This window comes from Pseudaminobacter salicylatoxidans, from assembly GCF_003148475.1.
Classification (GTDB): domain Bacteria; phylum Pseudomonadota; class Alphaproteobacteria; order Rhizobiales; family Rhizobiaceae; genus Pseudaminobacter; species Pseudaminobacter salicylatoxidans.
The window spans coordinates 505407-522351 of record NZ_QGGG01000001.1; the positions used below are offsets into that span (position 1 = coordinate 505407).

The 16945-nt window shown below is 63.5% G+C and carries 16 protein-coding genes; 5 read left to right on the plus strand and 11 right to left on the minus strand.

Annotation, left to right across the window (positions count from 1 at the left end; genetic code table 11):
- Window positions 1–30 precede the first annotated feature (30 nt).
- The 6 genes from eutA to ehuR all read right to left on the minus strand — a co-directional run bounded on the left by eutA (window position 31) and on the right by ehuR (window position 5596).
- A complete protein-coding gene (gene eutA / locus C7441_RS02240) occupies window positions 31–813 on the minus strand; it encodes an ectoine utilization protein EutA (RefSeq protein ID WP_425326551.1) in 783 nt (260 codons plus the stop codon).
- The gene (gene ehuD / locus C7441_RS02245) at window positions 810–1469 is read right to left on the minus strand and encodes an ectoine/hydroxyectoine ABC transporter permease subunit EhuD (protein ID WP_109611517.1); all 660 of its coding nucleotides are present in this window, start codon (window positions 1467–1469) and stop codon (window positions 810–812) included. The genes eutA and ehuD overlap by 4 nt, the downstream gene beginning before the upstream one ends.
- Window positions 1469–2128, minus strand: coding sequence for an ectoine/hydroxyectoine ABC transporter permease subunit EhuC (gene ehuC / locus C7441_RS02250; protein ID WP_019170355.1), 660 nt, complete (start codon window positions 2126–2128; stop codon window positions 1469–1471). Before ehuC ends, ehuD begins: the two co-directional genes overlap by 1 nt.
- Before the next feature lie 136 nt (window positions 2129–2264).
- The gene (ehuB, locus tag C7441_RS02255) at window positions 2265–3116 is read right to left on the minus strand and encodes an ectoine/hydroxyectoine ABC transporter substrate-binding protein EhuB (protein WP_109611518.1); all 852 of its coding nucleotides are present in this window, start codon (window positions 3114–3116) and stop codon (window positions 2265–2267) included.
- 74 nt (window positions 3117–3190) lie between these two features.
- Window positions 3191–3976 carry an ectoine/hydroxyectoine ABC transporter ATP-binding protein EhuA gene (gene ehuA, locus C7441_RS02260; protein ID WP_019170354.1) on the minus strand — a complete coding sequence of 262 codons (786 nt, stop codon included), beginning with the start codon at window positions 3974–3976 and terminating at the stop codon, window positions 3191–3193.
- Window positions 3977–4210: 234 nt separating this feature from the next.
- The gene (ehuR, locus tag C7441_RS02265; protein WP_109611519.1) at window positions 4211–5596 is read right to left on the minus strand and encodes a MocR-like ectoine utilization transcription factor EhuR; all 1386 of its coding nucleotides are present in this window, start codon (window positions 5594–5596) and stop codon (window positions 4211–4213) included.
- A gap of 84 nt (window positions 5597–5680) precedes the next feature.
- On the opposite strand from ehuR, the gene C7441_RS02270 reads away from it, so the two are divergent.
- The 4 genes from C7441_RS02270 (at window position 5681) to C7441_RS02285 (ending at window position 10325) form a co-directional block, all read left to right on the plus strand.
- A complete protein-coding gene (locus C7441_RS02270) occupies window positions 5681–6169 on the plus strand; it encodes an Lrp/AsnC family transcriptional regulator (protein WP_109611618.1) in 489 nt (162 codons plus the stop codon).
- 127 nt (window positions 6170–6296) lie between these two features.
- The gene (locus C7441_RS02275) at window positions 6297–7796 is read left to right on the plus strand and encodes an NAD-dependent succinate-semialdehyde dehydrogenase (RefSeq protein WP_109611520.1); all 1500 of its coding nucleotides are present in this window, start codon (window positions 6297–6299) and stop codon (window positions 7794–7796) included.
- 29 nt (window positions 7797–7825) lie between these two features.
- A complete protein-coding gene (locus tag C7441_RS02280; RefSeq protein WP_109611521.1) occupies window positions 7826–9205 on the plus strand; it encodes an aspartate aminotransferase family protein in 1380 nt (459 codons plus the stop codon).
- 10 nt (window positions 9206–9215) lie between these two features.
- Complete coding sequence (locus C7441_RS02285; RefSeq protein WP_109611522.1) at window positions 9216–10325, plus strand: alcohol dehydrogenase family protein; 1110 nt, start codon at window positions 9216–9218, stop codon at window positions 10323–10325.
- Window positions 10326–10533: 208 nt separating this feature from the next.
- Here C7441_RS02285 and C7441_RS02290 read toward each other — a convergent pair whose 3' ends face one another.
- The 4 genes from C7441_RS02290 to C7441_RS02305 form a co-directional block, all read right to left on the minus strand.
- Window positions 10534–11595: a porin gene (locus C7441_RS02290; protein WP_244916035.1), complete on the minus strand. Its 1062-nt coding sequence runs from the start codon at window positions 11593–11595 to the stop codon at window positions 10534–10536.
- Between the two features lie 210 nt (window positions 11596–11805).
- On the minus strand, window positions 11806–12822 hold the full coding sequence (locus C7441_RS02295; protein WP_109611524.1) for a phosphotransferase family protein: 1017 nt from the start codon (window positions 12820–12822) through the stop codon (window positions 11806–11808).
- 34 nt (window positions 12823–12856) lie between these two features.
- Window positions 12857–14068 (minus strand): acyl-CoA dehydrogenase family protein, encoded by a 1212-nt coding sequence (locus C7441_RS02300; RefSeq protein ID WP_109611525.1) that lies wholly within the window; start codon window positions 14066–14068, stop codon window positions 12857–12859.
- 8 nt (window positions 14069–14076) lie between these two features.
- Window positions 14077–14832 carry an SDR family NAD(P)-dependent oxidoreductase gene (locus C7441_RS02305; RefSeq protein ID WP_109611526.1) on the minus strand — a complete coding sequence of 252 codons (756 nt, stop codon included), beginning with the start codon at window positions 14830–14832 and terminating at the stop codon, window positions 14077–14079.
- 136 nt (window positions 14833–14968) lie between these two features.
- Here C7441_RS02305 and C7441_RS02310 point away from each other — a divergent pair, with 136 nt between their 5' ends.
- Complete coding sequence (locus C7441_RS02310) at window positions 14969–15667, plus strand: TetR/AcrR family transcriptional regulator (RefSeq protein WP_109611619.1); 699 nt, start codon at window positions 14969–14971, stop codon at window positions 15665–15667.
- A gap of 42 nt (window positions 15668–15709) precedes the next feature.
- On the opposite strand, the gene C7441_RS02315 is transcribed toward C7441_RS02310, so the two are convergent.
- On the minus strand, window positions 15710–16882 hold the full coding sequence (locus C7441_RS02315) for a MalY/PatB family protein (protein WP_109611527.1): 1173 nt from the start codon (window positions 16880–16882) through the stop codon (window positions 15710–15712).
- Between the last annotated feature and the right edge of the window lie 63 nt (window positions 16883–16945).

Sequence of the window (16945 nt, forward strand, 5' to 3'; positions counted from 1 at the left end):
CGGCGGGAAGAGTACTGCATGGCCTGTCAATCAATCGGACGGCAAGGCGAGCGTCATCAGCCGACCCCATTGCGGGTGGCTTGTGTCGTCTCCGCAAAGCCGCAGGCAGTTCCATGCCGTCGCCTGGTTGGACGTGACGACCGGGCGACCGGTGGCCTCCTCGATTGCCGCGGCGGCGAGCGCGGCGCGCAGGGCCGTGCAGGACACGAACAGCGCTTCGGCATCCGGGTGCATCGCCTGTCGCGCCAGTTCGACCAGCGACGCCGGCGGAATGCGCGCCATTTCGCGGTCGTCGTCGAAGCCGAGGCAGGTGAAGGACATGATGTCGAAGCCGTGCCGGGCAAAATAGTCGGCCATCGGCCGGCTGGTTTCGACCGTATAGGGCGTCACCACGCTGATCCGGCTGACGCCGAATGCCCGCAGTCCGCGCATGGCGGCTTGCGGTGGTGTCACGACAGGCACAGCCGGTTTTGCTTTCCGGATCGCAGCCTCGATCTCGGCGTCGCCGATCACAACGGAGGCCGAGGTGCAGGAATAGCAGATGGCGTCGAGCTTCTCGTCGGGCAGGATCAGCGCCGCACCTTCGGTCAGCGCCGGCTGCATCCTGCGCAAATTCTCCGGCGTTGTCGGATTGGCATAGGCGATGCGCGCGACATGGACCCCGATGCGCTCGCTTGCCACCATGCGGCGGTAATCCGGCTCGGTGGTGTGGTCGGTGGCGAGCACGACGAGGCCGACGCGCTTTTCCAGCGGACGCGGATCGAGCGTGGGGCGCGCCGGATGCTGACGAATTTCGGGCGTGTCCATGATCATCCCTCCACCTTGCCGTAGCGGCGTTCCAGCCAGCGCAGCAGCACCACCGAGCACAGGCTGATGACGAGAAAGAAGGCGCCCACCAGGGTCATCGGCTCGACATAGCGGTAGTAGGTATTGGCCACGCTCTTGGCCTGGTTCATCAGCTCCAGCACGGTGATGGCCGAGAGCAGCGGCGTTTCCTTGAACATGGCGATGAAGTAATTGGCCAGCGCCGGGATCATCGGCGGGATCGCCTGCGGAAGAATGATGTGCGTCCAGGTCTGGCGCGCGGTGAGGTTGCAGGCCTTGGCTGCCTCCCACTGCCCGCGCGCCACATTGTCGATGCCTGCGCGGTAGACCTCGGCGGTATAGGTGCCGTAGTGCAGGCCAAGACCGATCACGCCCGCCACCAGCGGCGGCAGCAGGATGCCGATGTCGGGCAGCACGTAGAAGATGAAATAGAGCTGGACCAGAAGCGGCGTTCCGCGAATGAATTCGGCGAGGAAGCCGACCGTGCGCGACACGGCGCGGTTTGGCGAGCGCCGCAACAGCGCGATGGCAAGCCCCACCACAGCCGCGAGTATCGAGCCGAGTATGGTTGCCAGAATGGTGATCTTCACGCCCTCGAGGAGGGTCGGCATGATCTGGCGAACGAAATCCCAATCCCATTCCATCAGACGCGCACTCCGTCGAGGCCGCGCGACAGGCGCCGCTCCAGGCTGCGCACGCCCCAGGAGATGAGCACCGCGAGCACGAAATAGATGACCAGGATGGTGGCGAAGGGCACCAGCGTGCTGCCGGTCTGGGCGCGCACCACCTGCGCCTGGAAAGTAAGGTCCGCCAGCGAGATCAGCGAGACGACCGACGTGGCCTTCAGGAGTTCGATGGCGTTGTTGCCGAAGGTCGGCAGCATGACCAGAAAGGCCTGCGGCAGGATGACATGGCGCATGCCCTGCCCGCGGCTGAGGTTCAGCGCGACGCAGGCTTCATACTGTTCCTTGCCGATGGACTGCACCGCGCCGCGCACCACCTCCGCGCCATAGGCACCCACATTCAGGCCGAGCGCCAGGACGCCCGCCTGCAGCGGGGTCAGTTCGAGCCCGATGAACGGCAGCACGAAATAGGCCCAGAAGAGCTGGACGAAGATCGAGGTGCCGCGGAAGAATTCTATATAGGTGGTGGCCAGCGCGCGGATGGCAAAGACGCGCGACAACCGCCCGAGCCCGGCCAGCAAGGCCATGACGAGCGCCAGCGCCGATCCCATCAGCGTCAGCTCGATGGTGACCACCGCGCCCTGCAGGATCAGGCCGAGATATCCGGACCAGTCGATCATTGAGCCCTGTCGCGTTCGATTTGCGAATGCCCCTCACCCGCCCGGCGCCGCGCCCGCGCGACCTCTCCCCCGGAAAGGGGAGAGGAGATAACCGGCGCCGGCGTTCGGCCGTGAAGCGGCCGGATGAGGGTCGGATTTACTGTGCCGCGCACTGTTTCTCGCGGGTCGTCGAGATCGCGGCGGCGGCCGAGAAGCCGTAGGGCTCGATGATCTTGGCGAACTCTCCCGACTTCTTCATCTTCGCCAGTTCCACGTCGAACGCGTCGCGCAGGGCCGTGTCCTTCTTGTTGAAGGCCGCACCGTCACAGTAGACGGGCGCGCCCTGCACCGGCGCGATGACTTCGAGATTCGGATCGTTGGCCTTTTTCATCAGGTCGCTGATGGAAAGCACCGGCAGCGAATAGGCATCGATCCGCCCGTCCTGAACCATCTTGAGGCCGCTCTGCCCGTCCGGCACCACGATGACGCGCTCGCGCGGCACGCCGGCATTGAGCGCCAGCTTCTCCTCCGTACCGCCGCCCGGCGCGCCGATGGTGGCGGAACTGTCCCTGGCGACATCCTCATAGCTCTTGAAATTCTTGGGATTACCCTTCTTCACCAGCATCGCCTCGGCGTCGCACAGCACCGGCTCGGAATAGGCCACCGCCGCGCAACGCTCGGGCTTCATGAACAGGCCAGCGGTGATGACGTCAAAGCGGCCGGCCTGAAGGCCCGGGATCATCGCGCCATATTCGGAGATCGAGGCGGCGACGTCCGGCACGCCGAGACGCTTGAACACCTCGCGCGCCACGTCCGGCGCGGCGCCCGAGACCTTGCCGTCCGCGGCGACCGCCGTGTAGGGCGGCTCATTGGCGATGGCCAGACGCGCAAAGCCCTGCTCCTTCAACTGCTCCAGCTTCGCATCGTCGGCGGAGCCCGTGGCGGTGGCCGCCAGAACGGTGCCGAGCGCCAGACCGGCGATACCTGTCAGAAATGCTAGTTTTTTCATTGTTCCCAACTCCCTGGTTTCTTCCATTTTTCGTTCTTGCGTGGCCGGAGCGAGCCGAGCGCCCCGCATTGCGGTCAGACGCGATGGCCGGCCGCGATGATCTTCTTCAGGAAACCCTGCGTGCGTTCCTGCTTCGGATGGCGGAAAATCTCATCAGGCCTGCCCTCCTCCACGATCCTGCCGCGGTCGAAAAACAGCACGCGGTCGGCGAAATCGTGGGCGAAGCCCATCTCATGCGTGACCAGCAGCATGGTCATGTCGGTCTCGGCGGCCAGGCGACGCATGACGTTCAGGACCTCCTCGACCAGTTCCGGATCGAGCGCGGAGGTGACCTCGTCGAACAGCATGATCTTGGGCGAGAGCGCGAGCGCCCGCGCGATCGCCACGCGCTGCTTCTGGCCGCCGGAAAGCTGGGCGGGCATCGCCTTGGCCTTGTCGGCCATGCCGACCATGTCGAGCAATTCCATCGCCCGCTTCTGCGCGGCGGCGCGCGGCGTCTTCTTGGTCAGCATCGGCGCCAGCGTGACATTGTCGAGCACGCATTTGTGCGGGAACAGGTTGAAGAGCTGGAAGACCATGCCGATCTTCTGACGCATCCGGGCCAGATGCCGCTCGTCCGCCGGCAGCAGCCTGCCCTCGCGCTGCATGTGGTAGAGCTGTTCCCCATCCACTTCGATATGGCCGCCGTCGATACGCTCCAGCGTCATGAGGATGCGCAGGATGGTGGTCTTGCCCGATCCGGATGGACCGATCAGCGCCAGCTTCTCACCGGGCATGACCTGCATCGACAAGCCGTCCAGCACCTTGAAGGCGCCGAAGCTCTTGGAAATCGCGTCGATCTTGATGATGGGCGCGGCCATTCCGTCTCCCCGCTCTGGAGAACCAGTTTCGCCCTAACGATGGGGAAGCTACCAAATCATGTCAATTGACAAAATAATATCATGACAATTTTTCCAGCGCCGCCGCCTTTTCGACTAGACCGTGACGCCGAAAAAGCGTGAAGCGGTCTCGGACGGACATCATGGTCTGTCTGATTAATCTTGCCGCATGTGTGCGACGCCAGGTGATGCCACTTGGCTGCAACATGCTCACATCTAGATCGCCAGGAGCAGATGCTCGGGATCTCCCAGCAGCAAGCGGGTGACGACGCCAAGGCCGGCGCGCAGCTCGCTCTCGGTCGTGGAGCCCAGCGAAATGCGCACGGCCGCATGCCAGGGCGCTTCTGAAATGCGGAAGGACGCGCCGGGCGCGATCGCCACGCCCTGCAGCCGGGCCTGGGCGACGAACCCTTCCTCGGAGCGGTCGTCGGGAAGCGGCAGCCACAGATGCAGCCCGTCGCGATGGGCGCGGAACCTCACCCCGGCCAGCACTTCGGCGGCGATGTCGAGGCGGCGGCGCACCGCTTGTCGCTGCCAGCGCACCAGTTCCATGGCGCTGCCGTCGGCCACCCATTTGGTGGCGATCTCGGCAACCATGGGCGTGGCCATCCAGTTCGACACCAGATGCCGATTGGCGACAGCGGCGACGTAGCGGTCGGGCGCGGCGAGATAGCCGATGCGCAAACCCGGCACCGTGATCTTGGAAAACGAAGTGACGTAAAGCGTTCGCTCCGGCGCGAAATGAGCGAGCGGCGGCGCGCGCTCCTCCACCAGCGGCCCCAGCACGTCATTCTCGATGATGGCGATGTCATGCCTACGCGCCACTTCGGCCAATTGCGCGCGCCGCACCGATCCCATCAGCGTGGCGGTCGGGTTGATCACCGAAGGCTGCACGAACATGGCGCGGATATCGGAATGACGGCAGGCATCGTCCAGCGCGTCGGGGAGGATGCCGTCATCGTCGATAGGCAGGCCGACCAGATTGAAACCGAGATAGCGCGCCAGCGGCACCAGCGTATGGTGGCCGATGGCCTCCGTGGCGACGGTGGATCCGGGCGGCGCCACGCTCATCAACGCCACCGTCATGCCACCGGTGGCGCCGTTTGTGACGGTGATATTTTGCGGCGAAACCTCCAGCCCGCAGGTCTTCAGCCAGTCCGCCCCCACCGCGCGATGACGCGGGAACACCGTGTTTGGCCTGAACGAAAGCGCCGAGCTTGCCGGCAGCGCATCCGCCAGCCAGCCCAGCGCCTGTTTCAGCCGCTCCAGATGCATCGGCTCGCATACAGGCTTGAGGATCGACAGGTCGATCACCTCGCCCGGCCGCTCCGGCAGATAGGGTGGATCGGGCTCCCGGCGCTGCGTCTGGACGAAGCTGCCGCGGCCGACCTCGCCTGCCACCAGCCCTCGGCGGATCAGTTCCTCATAGGCGCGGCTGACCGTCTGCACCGACAGTTTCAACTCGTCGGCCAGCGCCCGGTGCGTGGGCAGGCGCTCGCCATTTTCCAGCCGGCCATCATGGATGGCGCGGGCGAACTGGTCGGCCAGCGAAAGATAGGCAGGACGGCGGATCAGCGCCGGATCGGGACGCCACAATGTCATGACTTCATTAGAGATCGAAATCAGTCCAATTGACAATCGAAATCATGCGCCCTCATGGTGTGGCACAACGAAAAGCGAGGATATATGGCCGGAACGAAACTCGACCCGATCGACCTGAAGATCCTCGACGCCATCCAGCGCGATGGACGCATCACCAAGCTCAGGCTGGCCGAGCAGGTCGGCCTTTCGCCGACGCCTTGCTGGATGCGGCTGGCAAAGCTGGAAAAAGCAGGCATCGTTGCCGGCTACCACGCGCGTGTCGCCATGCGCGCCATCGCGCCCATTGCAACGGTGCTGATGGAGGTGACGCTGGGCAACCACCGCCAGGCCGATTTCGACCGCTTCGAGCGGGCCATACGCGACATTCCCGAAATCGTCGCCTGCTGGTCGGTGGGCGGTGGCGTCGACTACCTGCTCAAGGTCATGACGCGCGACATCGACGCCTACCAGCGCCTGGTGGACACGCTGCTGGAGCGCGAAGTCGGCATCGACCGCTATTTTACCTACATCGTCACCAAGACCGTGAAGGACGCCACGGTGCTGCCGGTGGCGGAGCTGGTGGTAGACCGCTGAGGCGCGGAGAAATCTTCTGGCGGGCGCGTCATGACCAGAGACTTTCTCTACCAGTGGCTGCGGGAATGGTCTTTCTCTCGCACTGTACGTCCTAGACTCGGGGCCTTCCTCACCGGAGGCGCAACCCATGTCTGCCCATGCCCATTTTGCCCGTCCCGAGCGCCATGAAGCGCTCGACCGCCTGAACGACAGGCGGCTCTATCGGGAGCTTGCCTATGTCGATGGCCACTGGATGGCGAGCGACACTGCTGCCGCCTTCGAAGTGACCGACCCGGCCACGGGAGCAAGCCTGGCCTGGGTGGCCGCGCTGGATGCCGACCAGACCGGCAAGGCCATAGATGCCGCCGCCAGCGCCTTCCCGGTCTGGAAGGCGCTGCTGCCGCAGGAGCGTTCGGCCATATTGCGCAGGTGGTTCGACCTGATCGTCGCCGCAAAGGACGATCTCGCGCTTCTCATGACATTGGAACAGGGCAAGCCGCTGAAGGAAGCGCGGGGCGAGATCGACTATGCCGCTTCCTTCGTCGAATGGTACGCCGAGGAAGCAAAACGCCTCAATGTCGAGGGCGTGACCAGCCATCTACCCGGCGCGGAAATGGCGGTGCGACGCGAGCCCCTGGGCGTGGTGGGCGTGGTGACGCCGTGGAACTTTCCCTCAGCGATGTTGACGCGCAAGGCGGCGGCGGCCCTTGCCGCCGGCTGCGCAATCGTCGCGCATCCTTCCTCGGAAACACCGCTGTCGGCGCTGGCATTGGCGGAACTTGGCGAGCGCGCCGGCCTGCCCGCCGGCGTCTTCAACGTGGTGACGGGAGACGCCGCGACCATCGTCGGACGGCTGTGCGAGGATGCGCGCGTACGGGCCATGAGCTTTACGGGTTCGACCGGGATCGGCCGGCTGATCGCCGCCCAATGCGCGCCGACGATGAAGCGCCTCGTCATGGAACTGGGCGGCCATGCGCCGCTGATCGTCTTCGCCGATGCCGATCTGGACAAGGCCGTGCGGATCGCCACGGATGCGAAATTCGCGACCTCCGGCCAGGATTGCCTTGCCGCAAACCGCATCTATGTCGAGCGGCCGCTTTACGAACGTTTCTGCGACGCTTTCGCCAGGCGCGTGGCGGCATTGAAGCTCGGCAACGGCTTGGCGCCGGACACGGACATCGGTCCGCTGATGCATGAGCGCGCAGTGCGCAAGGTCGAGGAACAGGTCGCCGATGCGTTGCAACACGGCGCGCGTCGCATAGCCGGTGGCAGGCGCCGGGACGCAGGCTCGCTGTTCTATGAGCCGACGCTGCTTGCCGACGTGCCGGACCACGCCCTGATCATGCGCGAGGAGACTTTTGGTCCGGTCGCCGCAGTGACACCCTTCGACACGGAGGAGGACCTCATCGCCCGCGCCAACGCCAGCGAATATGGCCTCGTGGCCTATGTCGTGACCGAAAACGGCGCGCGCCAGCGGCGCATGGCCAATGCGCTCGATTATGGCATGGTGGCGATCAACCGGGTGAAGATCACCGGCGCACCGATCCCGTTCGGCGGGGTCAAGCAGTCCGGTCTCGGTCGCGAAGGCTCGCGCCACGGCCTCGAAGCCTTCACCGACCTCAAATATGTCTGCCTCGACCTGGCGTGAGCCGGCCGGCGAAATCGAAAGGGAAAAACATGCTCGAAAATTCAAACGAACTCGCCGCCTGGGATCGCGACCATTTCTTCCACCCGTCCACGCATATGGGCATGCATGCGCGTGGCGAGACGCCGAACCGTATCATGGCCGGCGGCGAAGGCGTAACGATCTGGGACACGACCGGCAAGAAGAGCATCGACGCCTTTGCCGGGCTTTATTGCGTCAATGTCGGCTATGGCCGCCAGAAGATCACCGACGCCATCGCTGAACAGGCCCGCAACCTCGCCTACTACCACGCCTATGTCGGGCATGGCACGGAAGCCTCGATCCGGCTCGCCAAGATGATCATCGACCGCGCGCCGAAGGGCATGAGCCGAGTGTATTTCGGCCTGTCCGGCTCGGACGCCAACGAGACCAACATCAAGCTGATCTGGTACTACAACAACGTTCGCGGCAAACCCGAGAAGAAGAAGATCATCTCGCGCTGGCGCGGCTATCACGGCTCCGGCGTCATGACCGGCTCGCTGACGGGCCTCGCCGGGTTCCACAACGCCTTCGATCTGCCGCGCGCGCCGATCCTGCACACCGAGGCGCCCTGCTATTATCGCCGCGCCGATCGTTCGATGTCGCAGGAGCAGTTCTCGCAACATTGCGCCGACGAACTGGAAAAGCTGATCCTGGCGCAGGGACCGGAAACCATCGCCGCCTTCATCGGCGAGCCGGTTCTGGGTACGGGCGGCATCGTGCCGCCGCCGGCCGGCTACTGGCAAAAAATCCAGGCGGTGCTGACGAAATACGACATCCTGCTCATAGCCGACGAGGTGGTGACGGGCTTCGGACGCCTCGGCACCATGTTCGGCTCCGACCACTACGGCATGAAGCCCGACCTCATCACCATCGCCAAGGGGCTGACCTCTGCCTATGCGCCGCTGTCGGGCGTCGTCGTCGGTGACAAGGTGTGGCAGGTGCTGGTCGAGGGCTCCGACAAGCTCGGCCCCATCGGCCATGGCTGGACCTACTCGGCGCATCCGATCTGCGTGGCCGCGGGCGTGGCCAATCTGGAGCTGATCGACGAGATGGATCTGGTGCAGAACGCCGGCGCGACCGGCGCCTATTTCAATCGTCAACTGACTGAAGCGCTGGGCGGCCACAAGCATGTCGGCGAGGTGCGCGGCGAAGGCATGCTGGCGGCGGTGGAGTTCGTCAGGGACCGCGACGACCGTGTCTTCTTCGACGCGTCGGAAAAGATCGGCCCGCAGGTGGCGGCCGCTCTTGCCGAGCGCGGCGTCATCGGCCGCGCCATGCCGCAAGGCGACATTCTTGGCTTCGCCCCACCGCTCTGCCTGACGAAAGAAGAAGCCGACACGATCGTCGCGAAAACGGCGGATGCCGTGAAGAGCGTGTTTTCCAAAGCCTGAGGCGGTTCGGATGGATATCATGACAAAGCCCCTCCCCGACACCATGGCCGCCGTTTTGCTGACCGGCCATGGCGGCCTGGAAAAACTCGTCTACCGTACCGACGTGAAGGTTCCGAAACCGGCGGCCGGGGAGGTGCTGGTAAAAGTCACCGCCTGCGGCATGAACAACACCGACGTCTGGGTGCGGCAGGGTGCCTATGGCACCGAAGAAGACGCTGCTGCCGTCTCCACCTGGCGCCGTCAGGGCAACACGCTGACCTTCCCGCGCATACAGGGCACCGACACCGTAGGCACTATCGTGGCCGTGGGCGAAGGGGTGCCGACGGCGCGCATCGGCGAACGGGTGATGGTGGATTTCTCCATCTACAACCGCGACGACGACTCGCTGGCCGACATCGACTATATGGGCCACGGGCGCGACGGCGGCTATGCCGAATACCAGGCGCTGCCTGCCGAAAACGCCCATGTCGTCAACACCAGCCTGAGCGATATCGAGTTGGCCACCTTCTGCTGCGCCTACCTTACCGGCGAGCAGATGCTGGAGCGTGCCGCGCTCAAGGCGGGCGAACGGGTGCTGGTGACAGGCGCGTCCGGCGGCGTCGGCTCCGGCATCGTGCAGCTTGCCCGCGCACGCGGTGCGGTCCCCTATGCCGTGGTCGGCAAGGGCAAGGAACAGGCATTGCTCGACATCGGCGCGGAGAAGGTGATCACCCGCGGCGTGGACGACCTGCCTGCGGCTGTATCAGAGGCGACCGGCGGCAAGCCGATCGACGTGGTGGCCGATCTCGTCGGCGGGCCGATGTTCAACGACCTGCTGCGCATCCTGCGTCCCGAAGGCCGCTACACGACTGCGGGCGCCATTGCCGGACCGGTGGTGCAGCTCGATCTCAGAACCATGTATCTGAAGCAGCTCCAGCTCAACGGGTCGAGCCAGGGCACACGCGGCGATTTCCGGCGCATCGTGCGCTATATCGAGCAAGGTAGCATCAAGCCGCTGGTCGGCGGCGTCTACCGGCTGTCCGACTTCCACCGCGCCCAGGCCGATTTCATGGCCAAGGACTTCGTCGGCAAGCTGGTGGTGGTGCCGGACGCCATGGCAAATAGCGAGGATCAACCCTGACACCGGTGGTCCGGGGCGACGACAGGACGCCCTTCGTAGGCGCGACCTGCCAATCTTGCTGCACGTTGCAATTCCCGCTGACGTCGGCTTAGCAAATCTCATGCCGAGCGATCATATCCTTGCAGGAGGCGTCTTCCACGCCTCCTGCCCGTGGTCCGGCACCACCGGACGGTTCCGGCAACATGAACCGGCCGCTCGGCCGGATAGCCTAGAAGGAGCGCCTGATACGCAGCCAGCCGCCAAGCTCTCCGTCGCCGCTGGTTTTCAGCCTGTCCTTGTAGGCAACCTCCGGCTGGACGAAGAAGCCTGGGACGACGCTGTAGACAACGTTGGCAATCGCGGCGAAGTTTTTGTCCTCATCATATCCGAGCGCCAGATTTGTCGTCGCTTTCCGCGAAACCCTCGCGCTGCCGCCGCCCCATACGGCCCAGTTGCCGCTCCAAGGCTTGTAGAAGCTCTTGGCGACATGGTCGTCCGAACCGTAGCCGACCATTGCCCACAGCGAGATCGCCTCGCCCACATTCAGATCCAGGCGAAGCTTGGCGGCCCACTCCTCATAGTTGGAGTCGTAGCCTGCCACGCCGATGACGCTGCCCCACTTCTGCTTGAACCCAGCGCCCGCGACAATATGGGGAACATACGAATCGATGGTGTTCGTGCCGTGACCCTGCTCGAGCGCGATCAGGCTGCTGAAGCCGTTCGAACCCTTGAAGGTATAGGAGATCTGGTTCGTCGGCACCGGTGCAAACGGAACCAGTTGTTCGTTGATGACCTTACCGCCGGCCAGAGTGAACGTCTTGAACAGCGAATCCGATTTACCGACCCGCAGGCCACCCAGTTCGATAAAGGCGTGCTTCAGTTCCCAGCTGAAGCCGGTATTGCTGTAAGCGTCTCTCGTAGATCCGTCGTCGAGGAAGAGCTCGGTATAGCTGCGCAAGGTGCCGAGTTCGGTTTCAGTGCGCGAATCCAGCTGCAACGTGACGCGCGAGCGCTTGAAGTAGGTGTCGTTCTGGTCAGGCGCACCATTCTTCTTGTCCCAGGACGTGCGGCCGAACAGGTCTCCCACACCCACGTCATATTGTGCATAGCCGCTCATGCGCAGGCAGTGCTCTGTTCCGGGGATATAGTAGAAGCCTGCTCCGTAAATATCACAGACGCGCATGTATTCGGCCGCCTCCGGTTCGGCGAGGACGATGCCATCGGCCGCGAAAGCCGCGGGCATTCCAAGCATCACCGCCAACGCCGCAGACGGTAGATATTCATACTTCATAAATGGATCCCTCCCAGGAATCAGAGCGTGACGCAAAAATCGATCCCTGCATCCGTCGCCACCACCGGAGCAAAGATTGGGAATTCATCGAATAGATGATTTCCGGTTTTTAAGATTTTCAGAGAGTTATTACTCTTATTATTCTTGCTATAATCGGCGATATGAAAGAAACTTCGAGTATTTATTCTTCATAATTTCTCGATCAGGGTGCTACCATGGCCTCGCACCATCGATGATCTCCAGGGCGCGGGCGGCGAAGAGAGCCGCCAGAGGGCCTACCTCGGCGGCATCTGCGGCCGCGGCGTTTCCGGCCCTCACGCGGTCGGCAATGCCCACGAAGATCACCGCGAAGCGAAACAGCGAAAAGACCAGGTGGAAGGGCTCGAGCGGCGCAGTCGGCACTGCATGGGCGAAATAGTGATCGAGGAATTCACGCTGGCTCGGGATGCCAAGCGTCTCCAGATCGAGCCCCAGAATGCCGCCATACTCATCTGGCGAAGAGTGCCAGGACATACTGCAAAAGCCGAGATCGGCAAGCGGATGGCCGAGCGTCGACAATTCCCAGTCAAGGATACCGATCACCGTCGGCTTTTCGGGATGGAAGAGGAGGTTTCCAAGGCGGAAGTCGCCATGGGCGATCGACACCTGACTATCGTCAGCCGGCATCTCACGCGGCAACCAATCGGCAACTGTCTCCAGATCAAGGATCCGTTCGCCCGGCGATTCCCGGAGCTGCCTGGTCCAGCGGCCGATCTGCCGCTCGAAATAATTGCCGGGCCTGCCATAGTCGTCCAGCCCAACCTCGCCCGGGCGCACGGCATGAAGCTTCGCCATGGCTTCAGCCATGCCGAGATATATGTCGCGTCGCTCCTCACGCGAAAGACCGGGCAAGGAACAGTCGTGGAAGACCCGTCCGTCAAGCCGCTCCATAAGGTAGAAGGGCGTTCCCAGTGGCGTGTCGGCATCGTGAAACAGCAATGGTCGTGGCACCGGCACGTCGGTCGGGGCGAGCGCTTCGAGCACCCGGAACTCCCTGTCGACGGCATGCGCGCCTCGCAGGATCGCGCCGGCCGGCTTCTTCCGCAGAACCATGCGGCGTTCGCCGAAATCGACGAAATAGGTCGGGTTGGACTGCCCCCCTCCAATCCGTTCCAGACGCATCTCGCCACGACCGAAACGCTCCGCCAGAAAAGCCTCCAGTGCTGCCGGATCAAAATCGGTTTTCATCAGGCCTGTTGCCTTGTCTCCCCCCATTGCCAATCTAGGCCTCACCCTCGACATTCCAGCGCCAGAAGCCCGAACCTTCGTCATTGAGGAAACGATTCAGCACCATTTTGTGGACCTCGTCGGCGCCGTCCACCAATCGTGCCTGGCGGGCATAGCGGTAGATCCATTCAAGCACGGTATCCTTCGAATAGCCGCGCGCGCCGTTGATCTGGATCGCCACGTCGGCTGCATCGTGCAGCACATTGGCGACCTGCACCTTGGCCATCGAAATCTCCTTGCGGGCGTAACCTCCGCGATCGAGCTCCCACGCCGCCTTCATCACCAGCATCCTGCCGATCTCGATGCGCATGGCCAGATCGCCAAGCTTGAGCTGAATGCTTTCGCGGTCAGCGAGCCGGATACCGAAACCGTAGCGCTCGGTGGCATAGGCGCGCGCAATCTCGACGCAGCGCTTGGACAAGCCAAGCCAGCGCATGCAGTGCGTCAGGCGAGCCGGCGCCAGCCGCACCTGCGTCACTTTCATGCCCCGCCCTTCGCCGGCGAGCATGTTCTCGACTGGAATTTCAAGCCCGTCGAATTCGAGCTCGCAATGGCCGCCGTGCTCTTCCGGCCCCATGATCTCGATGCGACGCTTGATGCGCCAGCCGGGCTGGTCCTTGTGAAACATCAGCGCCGAAAGACCGCGCTTCGGGTCGTCGGAGGTGCGCGCAATCAGGATGAAGTGGCTGGCATCCTGCGCGCCGGTGATGAACCATTTGCGACCGTTGATCACATATTTGTCGCCGCTTTTTTCAGCGCGCGTGGCGATCATCGAAGGATCGGAGCCACCACCGGGATGCGGCTCGGTCATGGCGAAGGCCGAACGCACCTCGCCCTCGACGATAGGCTTCAGCCACCGCTCCTTCTGTTCAGGCGTGCCGAGCGCCTCCAGCACCATCATGTTGCCATCGTCGGGCGCCGCCGAATTGAACACGACCGGGCCGAAGATGGAGCGGTTCATCTCCTCATAGCAGACGGCCATCCCCGTCTTACCCAACCCTTGGCCGCCCGTTTCGGGCTTCAACTGGAGGCACCAGAGCCCTTGCGCGCGCGCCTTGGCGCGCAGTGTCGCGAGCAGCGGAAGAGCGATATTGCCATGGGCATCGTACGAGGCCCTGCTGGCCTCCAGCGGCAGGACTTCGCGGTCGATGAAGTCGGCGATGCGGGCGCGATAATCTTCGACGCGCGCGGAGATCTCAAAATTCATGACGGACCTCACAACGAGGAAACGAGATGGCCACCGTCGACCTCGATCGACGAGCCGGTGATATAGCTGCCGGCCGAGGAAGCGAGCAGGAGCAGAGCGCCGTCGAGTTCCTCGGGCTTGCCCAGCCGGCGCTGCGGGATGCGCCTGACAAGCTGGTCGCCCGCCTCGGAGGAGAAGAACTCGCGATTGATGTCTGTCTCGATATAGCCGGGGCACAACGCGTTGACGCGGATGCCTTCACGCGCCCACTCCAGCGCCAGCGCCCTGGTGAGCTGGATCACGCCCGCCTTGGACGTTGCATAGGCGCTGAGATTGCCGGCGACGCGGTGGCCGAGGATCGAAGCGATGTTGACGATCGCGCCGCCATGACCGGCCGCCTTCATGCCACGCGCAACTGCTTGCGCGACGACGAACACCCCTTTCAGGTTGGTGTCGAGCACGCGATCCCACTCCGCCTCCTTCAGGTCGAGCGCCCGTGCGGCTCCCGAAATGCCGGCGTTGTTGACAAGAATGTCGAAGCTCGTGCCGACCTCGGCGAGCGCCGCGACCACCGAAGCACTGTCGGTCACGTCCATCTGGACAGTCCGGGCACTACCCCCGGCCGCCTCGATCCTCGCGCAGGCTTCGTCCAAAGCCTGCTTGCGGCGCGCAGACAGCGTGACGAGTGCGCCGCGACGCGCCAGCAATTCGGCGAAATGCAGGCCGAGGCCGCCAGAAGCCCCGGTTATCAGGGCTTTTTTACCCTTCAGATCGTCGAACATCATCGGCCTTACCTCAAAAAATCGAGCGAGCGCTCGCTTTTCTTATTCATTCCCGCCCCCTTTTGCAATAGGCCGATTGCTGCTATTGCAGCCTTGCGGCGCGCTGCACGCACGCCGGGTCGATCGCAACGGAGCTCATTTGGATTTTGTCAAGCAGAGGCAGTGGTCGAGCGACTTTTCGACGGAGGCGCTGTGCACGCGCATCCTGGAACGCCACCGCGATTCCGTGCGTGTGCAAAAGCCGCATGTAGCGGTCGCCAATCTCGTCCGCATTATCGAGGCGACGCTGAAACTGTCCAACAGACAGGGGTTCCACGCCACCAGCCTGCGCGACCTGGCCCAGGCTTCCGGCCTGAGCATGGGCGGCCTCTACTCCTACTTCGACAACAAGACCACGCTGCTGTCGATGATCCTGGGCGAGGTTGCGATCACGGCAACCGAGGTTCTCGGCGATGCGCCCAAACCGGTCGTCGATGATCCGGCCACGCATCTGAGATGGCTGATCGAGACGCATATCCGCCTCACCGAGGTGATGCAGCCCTGGTTCGTCTTCGCCTATATGGAAGCGAAATCCTTCCCCAGCGCCGAACGCCGCCTGGTGATCGACAGTGAGGCGGCGACCCAGGAGATTTTCGCCGGAGTGCTGCGGCGCGGCGTCGGAAACGGCACCTTTGCCATTGCCGACATCGAGCTTACGGCCTCACTCATCAAACCGCTTCTGCAGGACTGGTACGTCAAGCGCGCCAAGTACCGCCGCCGCAAGACCAGCATAGATCAGTACATCGCGGCCGTCTCGGCCTTCATCGAAGCCGCTGTCGGACGCACCGGCGGAGCGTGATCTTCCGAACTCGATCACGCTCTTTCGACCGGATCACGCAGCTTATTGCAGATCTGAAAACGCTGCCTGCAGGCGGGAGACCGCTTCATCGACCATCTTGCGGGAACAGGCGAAATTGAAGCGCAGGAAACCGTCGCCACCCGCCCCGAAGGTGTGGCCATGGTTCGTTGCGATGCGCGCTTCCTTTTCCACGCGGGTGATGAATTCCTCGCTGCTCAGCCCCGCGCCGGACCCGTCCACCCAGGCCAGATAGGTCGCCTCAAGCGGCATGGAGCGCAAGCCCGGAATCGCGGCGATGCCGGCATCGAAGGCTTGCCGGTTTCCGTCCAGATATCGGATCAGATTGTCCAGCCACTCCGCGCCCTCGGGCGAATAGGCGGCCGTGACCATGTGCATTCCAAAGGAATTCGGGCCGATGCCAAGTGCGACATGCCGCCTTGCGAAGGCGCTTCGCAGCTTTTCGTCGGCGACGATGACATTGCCGACATGGGCTCCGGCGATATTGAACGTCTTGGTCGCGGCGGTCATCATGACCAGACGTTGCGCGGCTTCAGGCGCCGCCACCGCCATCGGGATGTGCCGCTGCCCCGGAAACACCAGATCCTGATGGATTTCGTCCGACACCAGGACGAGGTTGTGGCGCGCGGCAAAATCGGCCACTCCGCGCAGTTCCTCCAGCGTCCAGACGCGTCCGCCGGGGTTGTGCGGCGAACACAGGATCAGCATCTTCTCCCTACCGGTCATGCGCCGGTCCCAATTGTCGAAGTCCATCCGATAGGAGCCGTCCTGCCGGATCAGCGGGAGCTCGCACACTTCACGCCCGGCCGCACGCACCACACGGGCGAATGCATGATAAACCGGCGTCATCAGAACCACGGCGTCACCCGGCTCGGTCCAGGTATCGACACATAATGCGGTGCCGTTCACCAGTCCGTTGGTGGTGAAGATCGAGGCAGGGTCCACGTGCCAGCCATGGCGCCTGGCCATCCACCAGCAGATCGCTTCGCGATACGGACCTTCATCGCCGAAATAACCATAAATGCCGTGACCGAGCATCCGCTCCAGCGCCGCCTGCACCGGTGCGGGAGGGCGGAAGTCCATGTCGGCCACCCACATCGGCAACGCGTCTTTGCCGGACAAGCCATACAGCGGCTCCATCATGTCCCATTTCGAGCAATGCGTTCCGCGACGGTCGATAGTCTCGTCAAAATTCATGGTGTTCTCCGGCTGTGGCAGCTTGATCGTTCTCGTCGAAGGGGCGGCAAGACATTCCGGTTT

Bases quoted from the DNA above. Each gene is read 5' to 3' on its own strand.
- C7441_RS02295 (WP_109611524.1), bottom strand. From the start codon at position 12,822: ATGAAAACCGATTTTGATCCGGCAGCACTGGAGGCTTTTCTGGCGGAG.
- C7441_RS02315 (WP_109611527.1), bottom strand. From the start codon at position 16,882: ATGAATTTTGACGAGACTATCGACCGTCGCGGAACGCATTGCTCGAAA.
- ehuR (WP_109611519.1), bottom strand. From the start codon at position 5,596: ATGACATTGTGGCGTCCCGATCCGGCGCTGATCCGCCGTCCTGCCTAT.
- C7441_RS02270 (WP_109611618.1), top strand. From the start codon at position 5,681: ATGGCCGGAACGAAACTCGACCCGATCGACCTGAAGATCCTCGACGCC.
- C7441_RS02300 (WP_109611525.1), bottom strand. From the start codon at position 14,068: ATGAATTTTGAGATCTCCGCGCGCGTCGAAGATTATCGCGCCCGCATC.
- ehuA (WP_019170354.1), bottom strand. From the start codon at position 3,976: ATGGCCGCGCCCATCATCAAGATCGACGCGATTTCCAAGAGCTTCGGC.
- C7441_RS02305 (WP_109611526.1), bottom strand. From the start codon at position 14,832: ATGATGTTCGACGATCTGAAGGGTAAAAAAGCCCTGATAACCGGGGCT.
- eutA (WP_425326551.1), bottom strand. From the start codon at position 813: ATGATCATGGACACGCCCGAAATTCGTCAGCATCCGGCGCGCCCCACG.
- ehuD (WP_109611517.1), bottom strand. From the start codon at position 1,469: ATGGAATGGGATTGGGATTTCGTTCGCCAGATCATGCCGACCCTCCTC.
- C7441_RS02280 (WP_109611521.1), top strand. From the start codon at position 7,826: ATGCTCGAAAATTCAAACGAACTCGCCGCCTGGGATCGCGACCATTTC.
- C7441_RS02285 (WP_109611522.1), top strand. From the start codon at position 9,216: ATGGATATCATGACAAAGCCCCTCCCCGACACCATGGCCGCCGTTTTG.
- C7441_RS02290 (WP_244916035.1), bottom strand. From the start codon at position 11,595: ATGAAGTATGAATATCTACCGTCTGCGGCGTTGGCGGTGATGCTTGGA.
- C7441_RS02275 (WP_109611520.1), top strand. From the start codon at position 6,297: ATGTCTGCCCATGCCCATTTTGCCCGTCCCGAGCGCCATGAAGCGCTC.
- ehuB (WP_109611518.1), bottom strand. From the start codon at position 3,116: ATGAAAAAACTAGCATTTCTGACAGGTATCGCCGGTCTGGCGCTCGGC.
- ehuC (WP_019170355.1), bottom strand. From the start codon at position 2,128: ATGATCGACTGGTCCGGATATCTCGGCCTGATCCTGCAGGGCGCGGTG.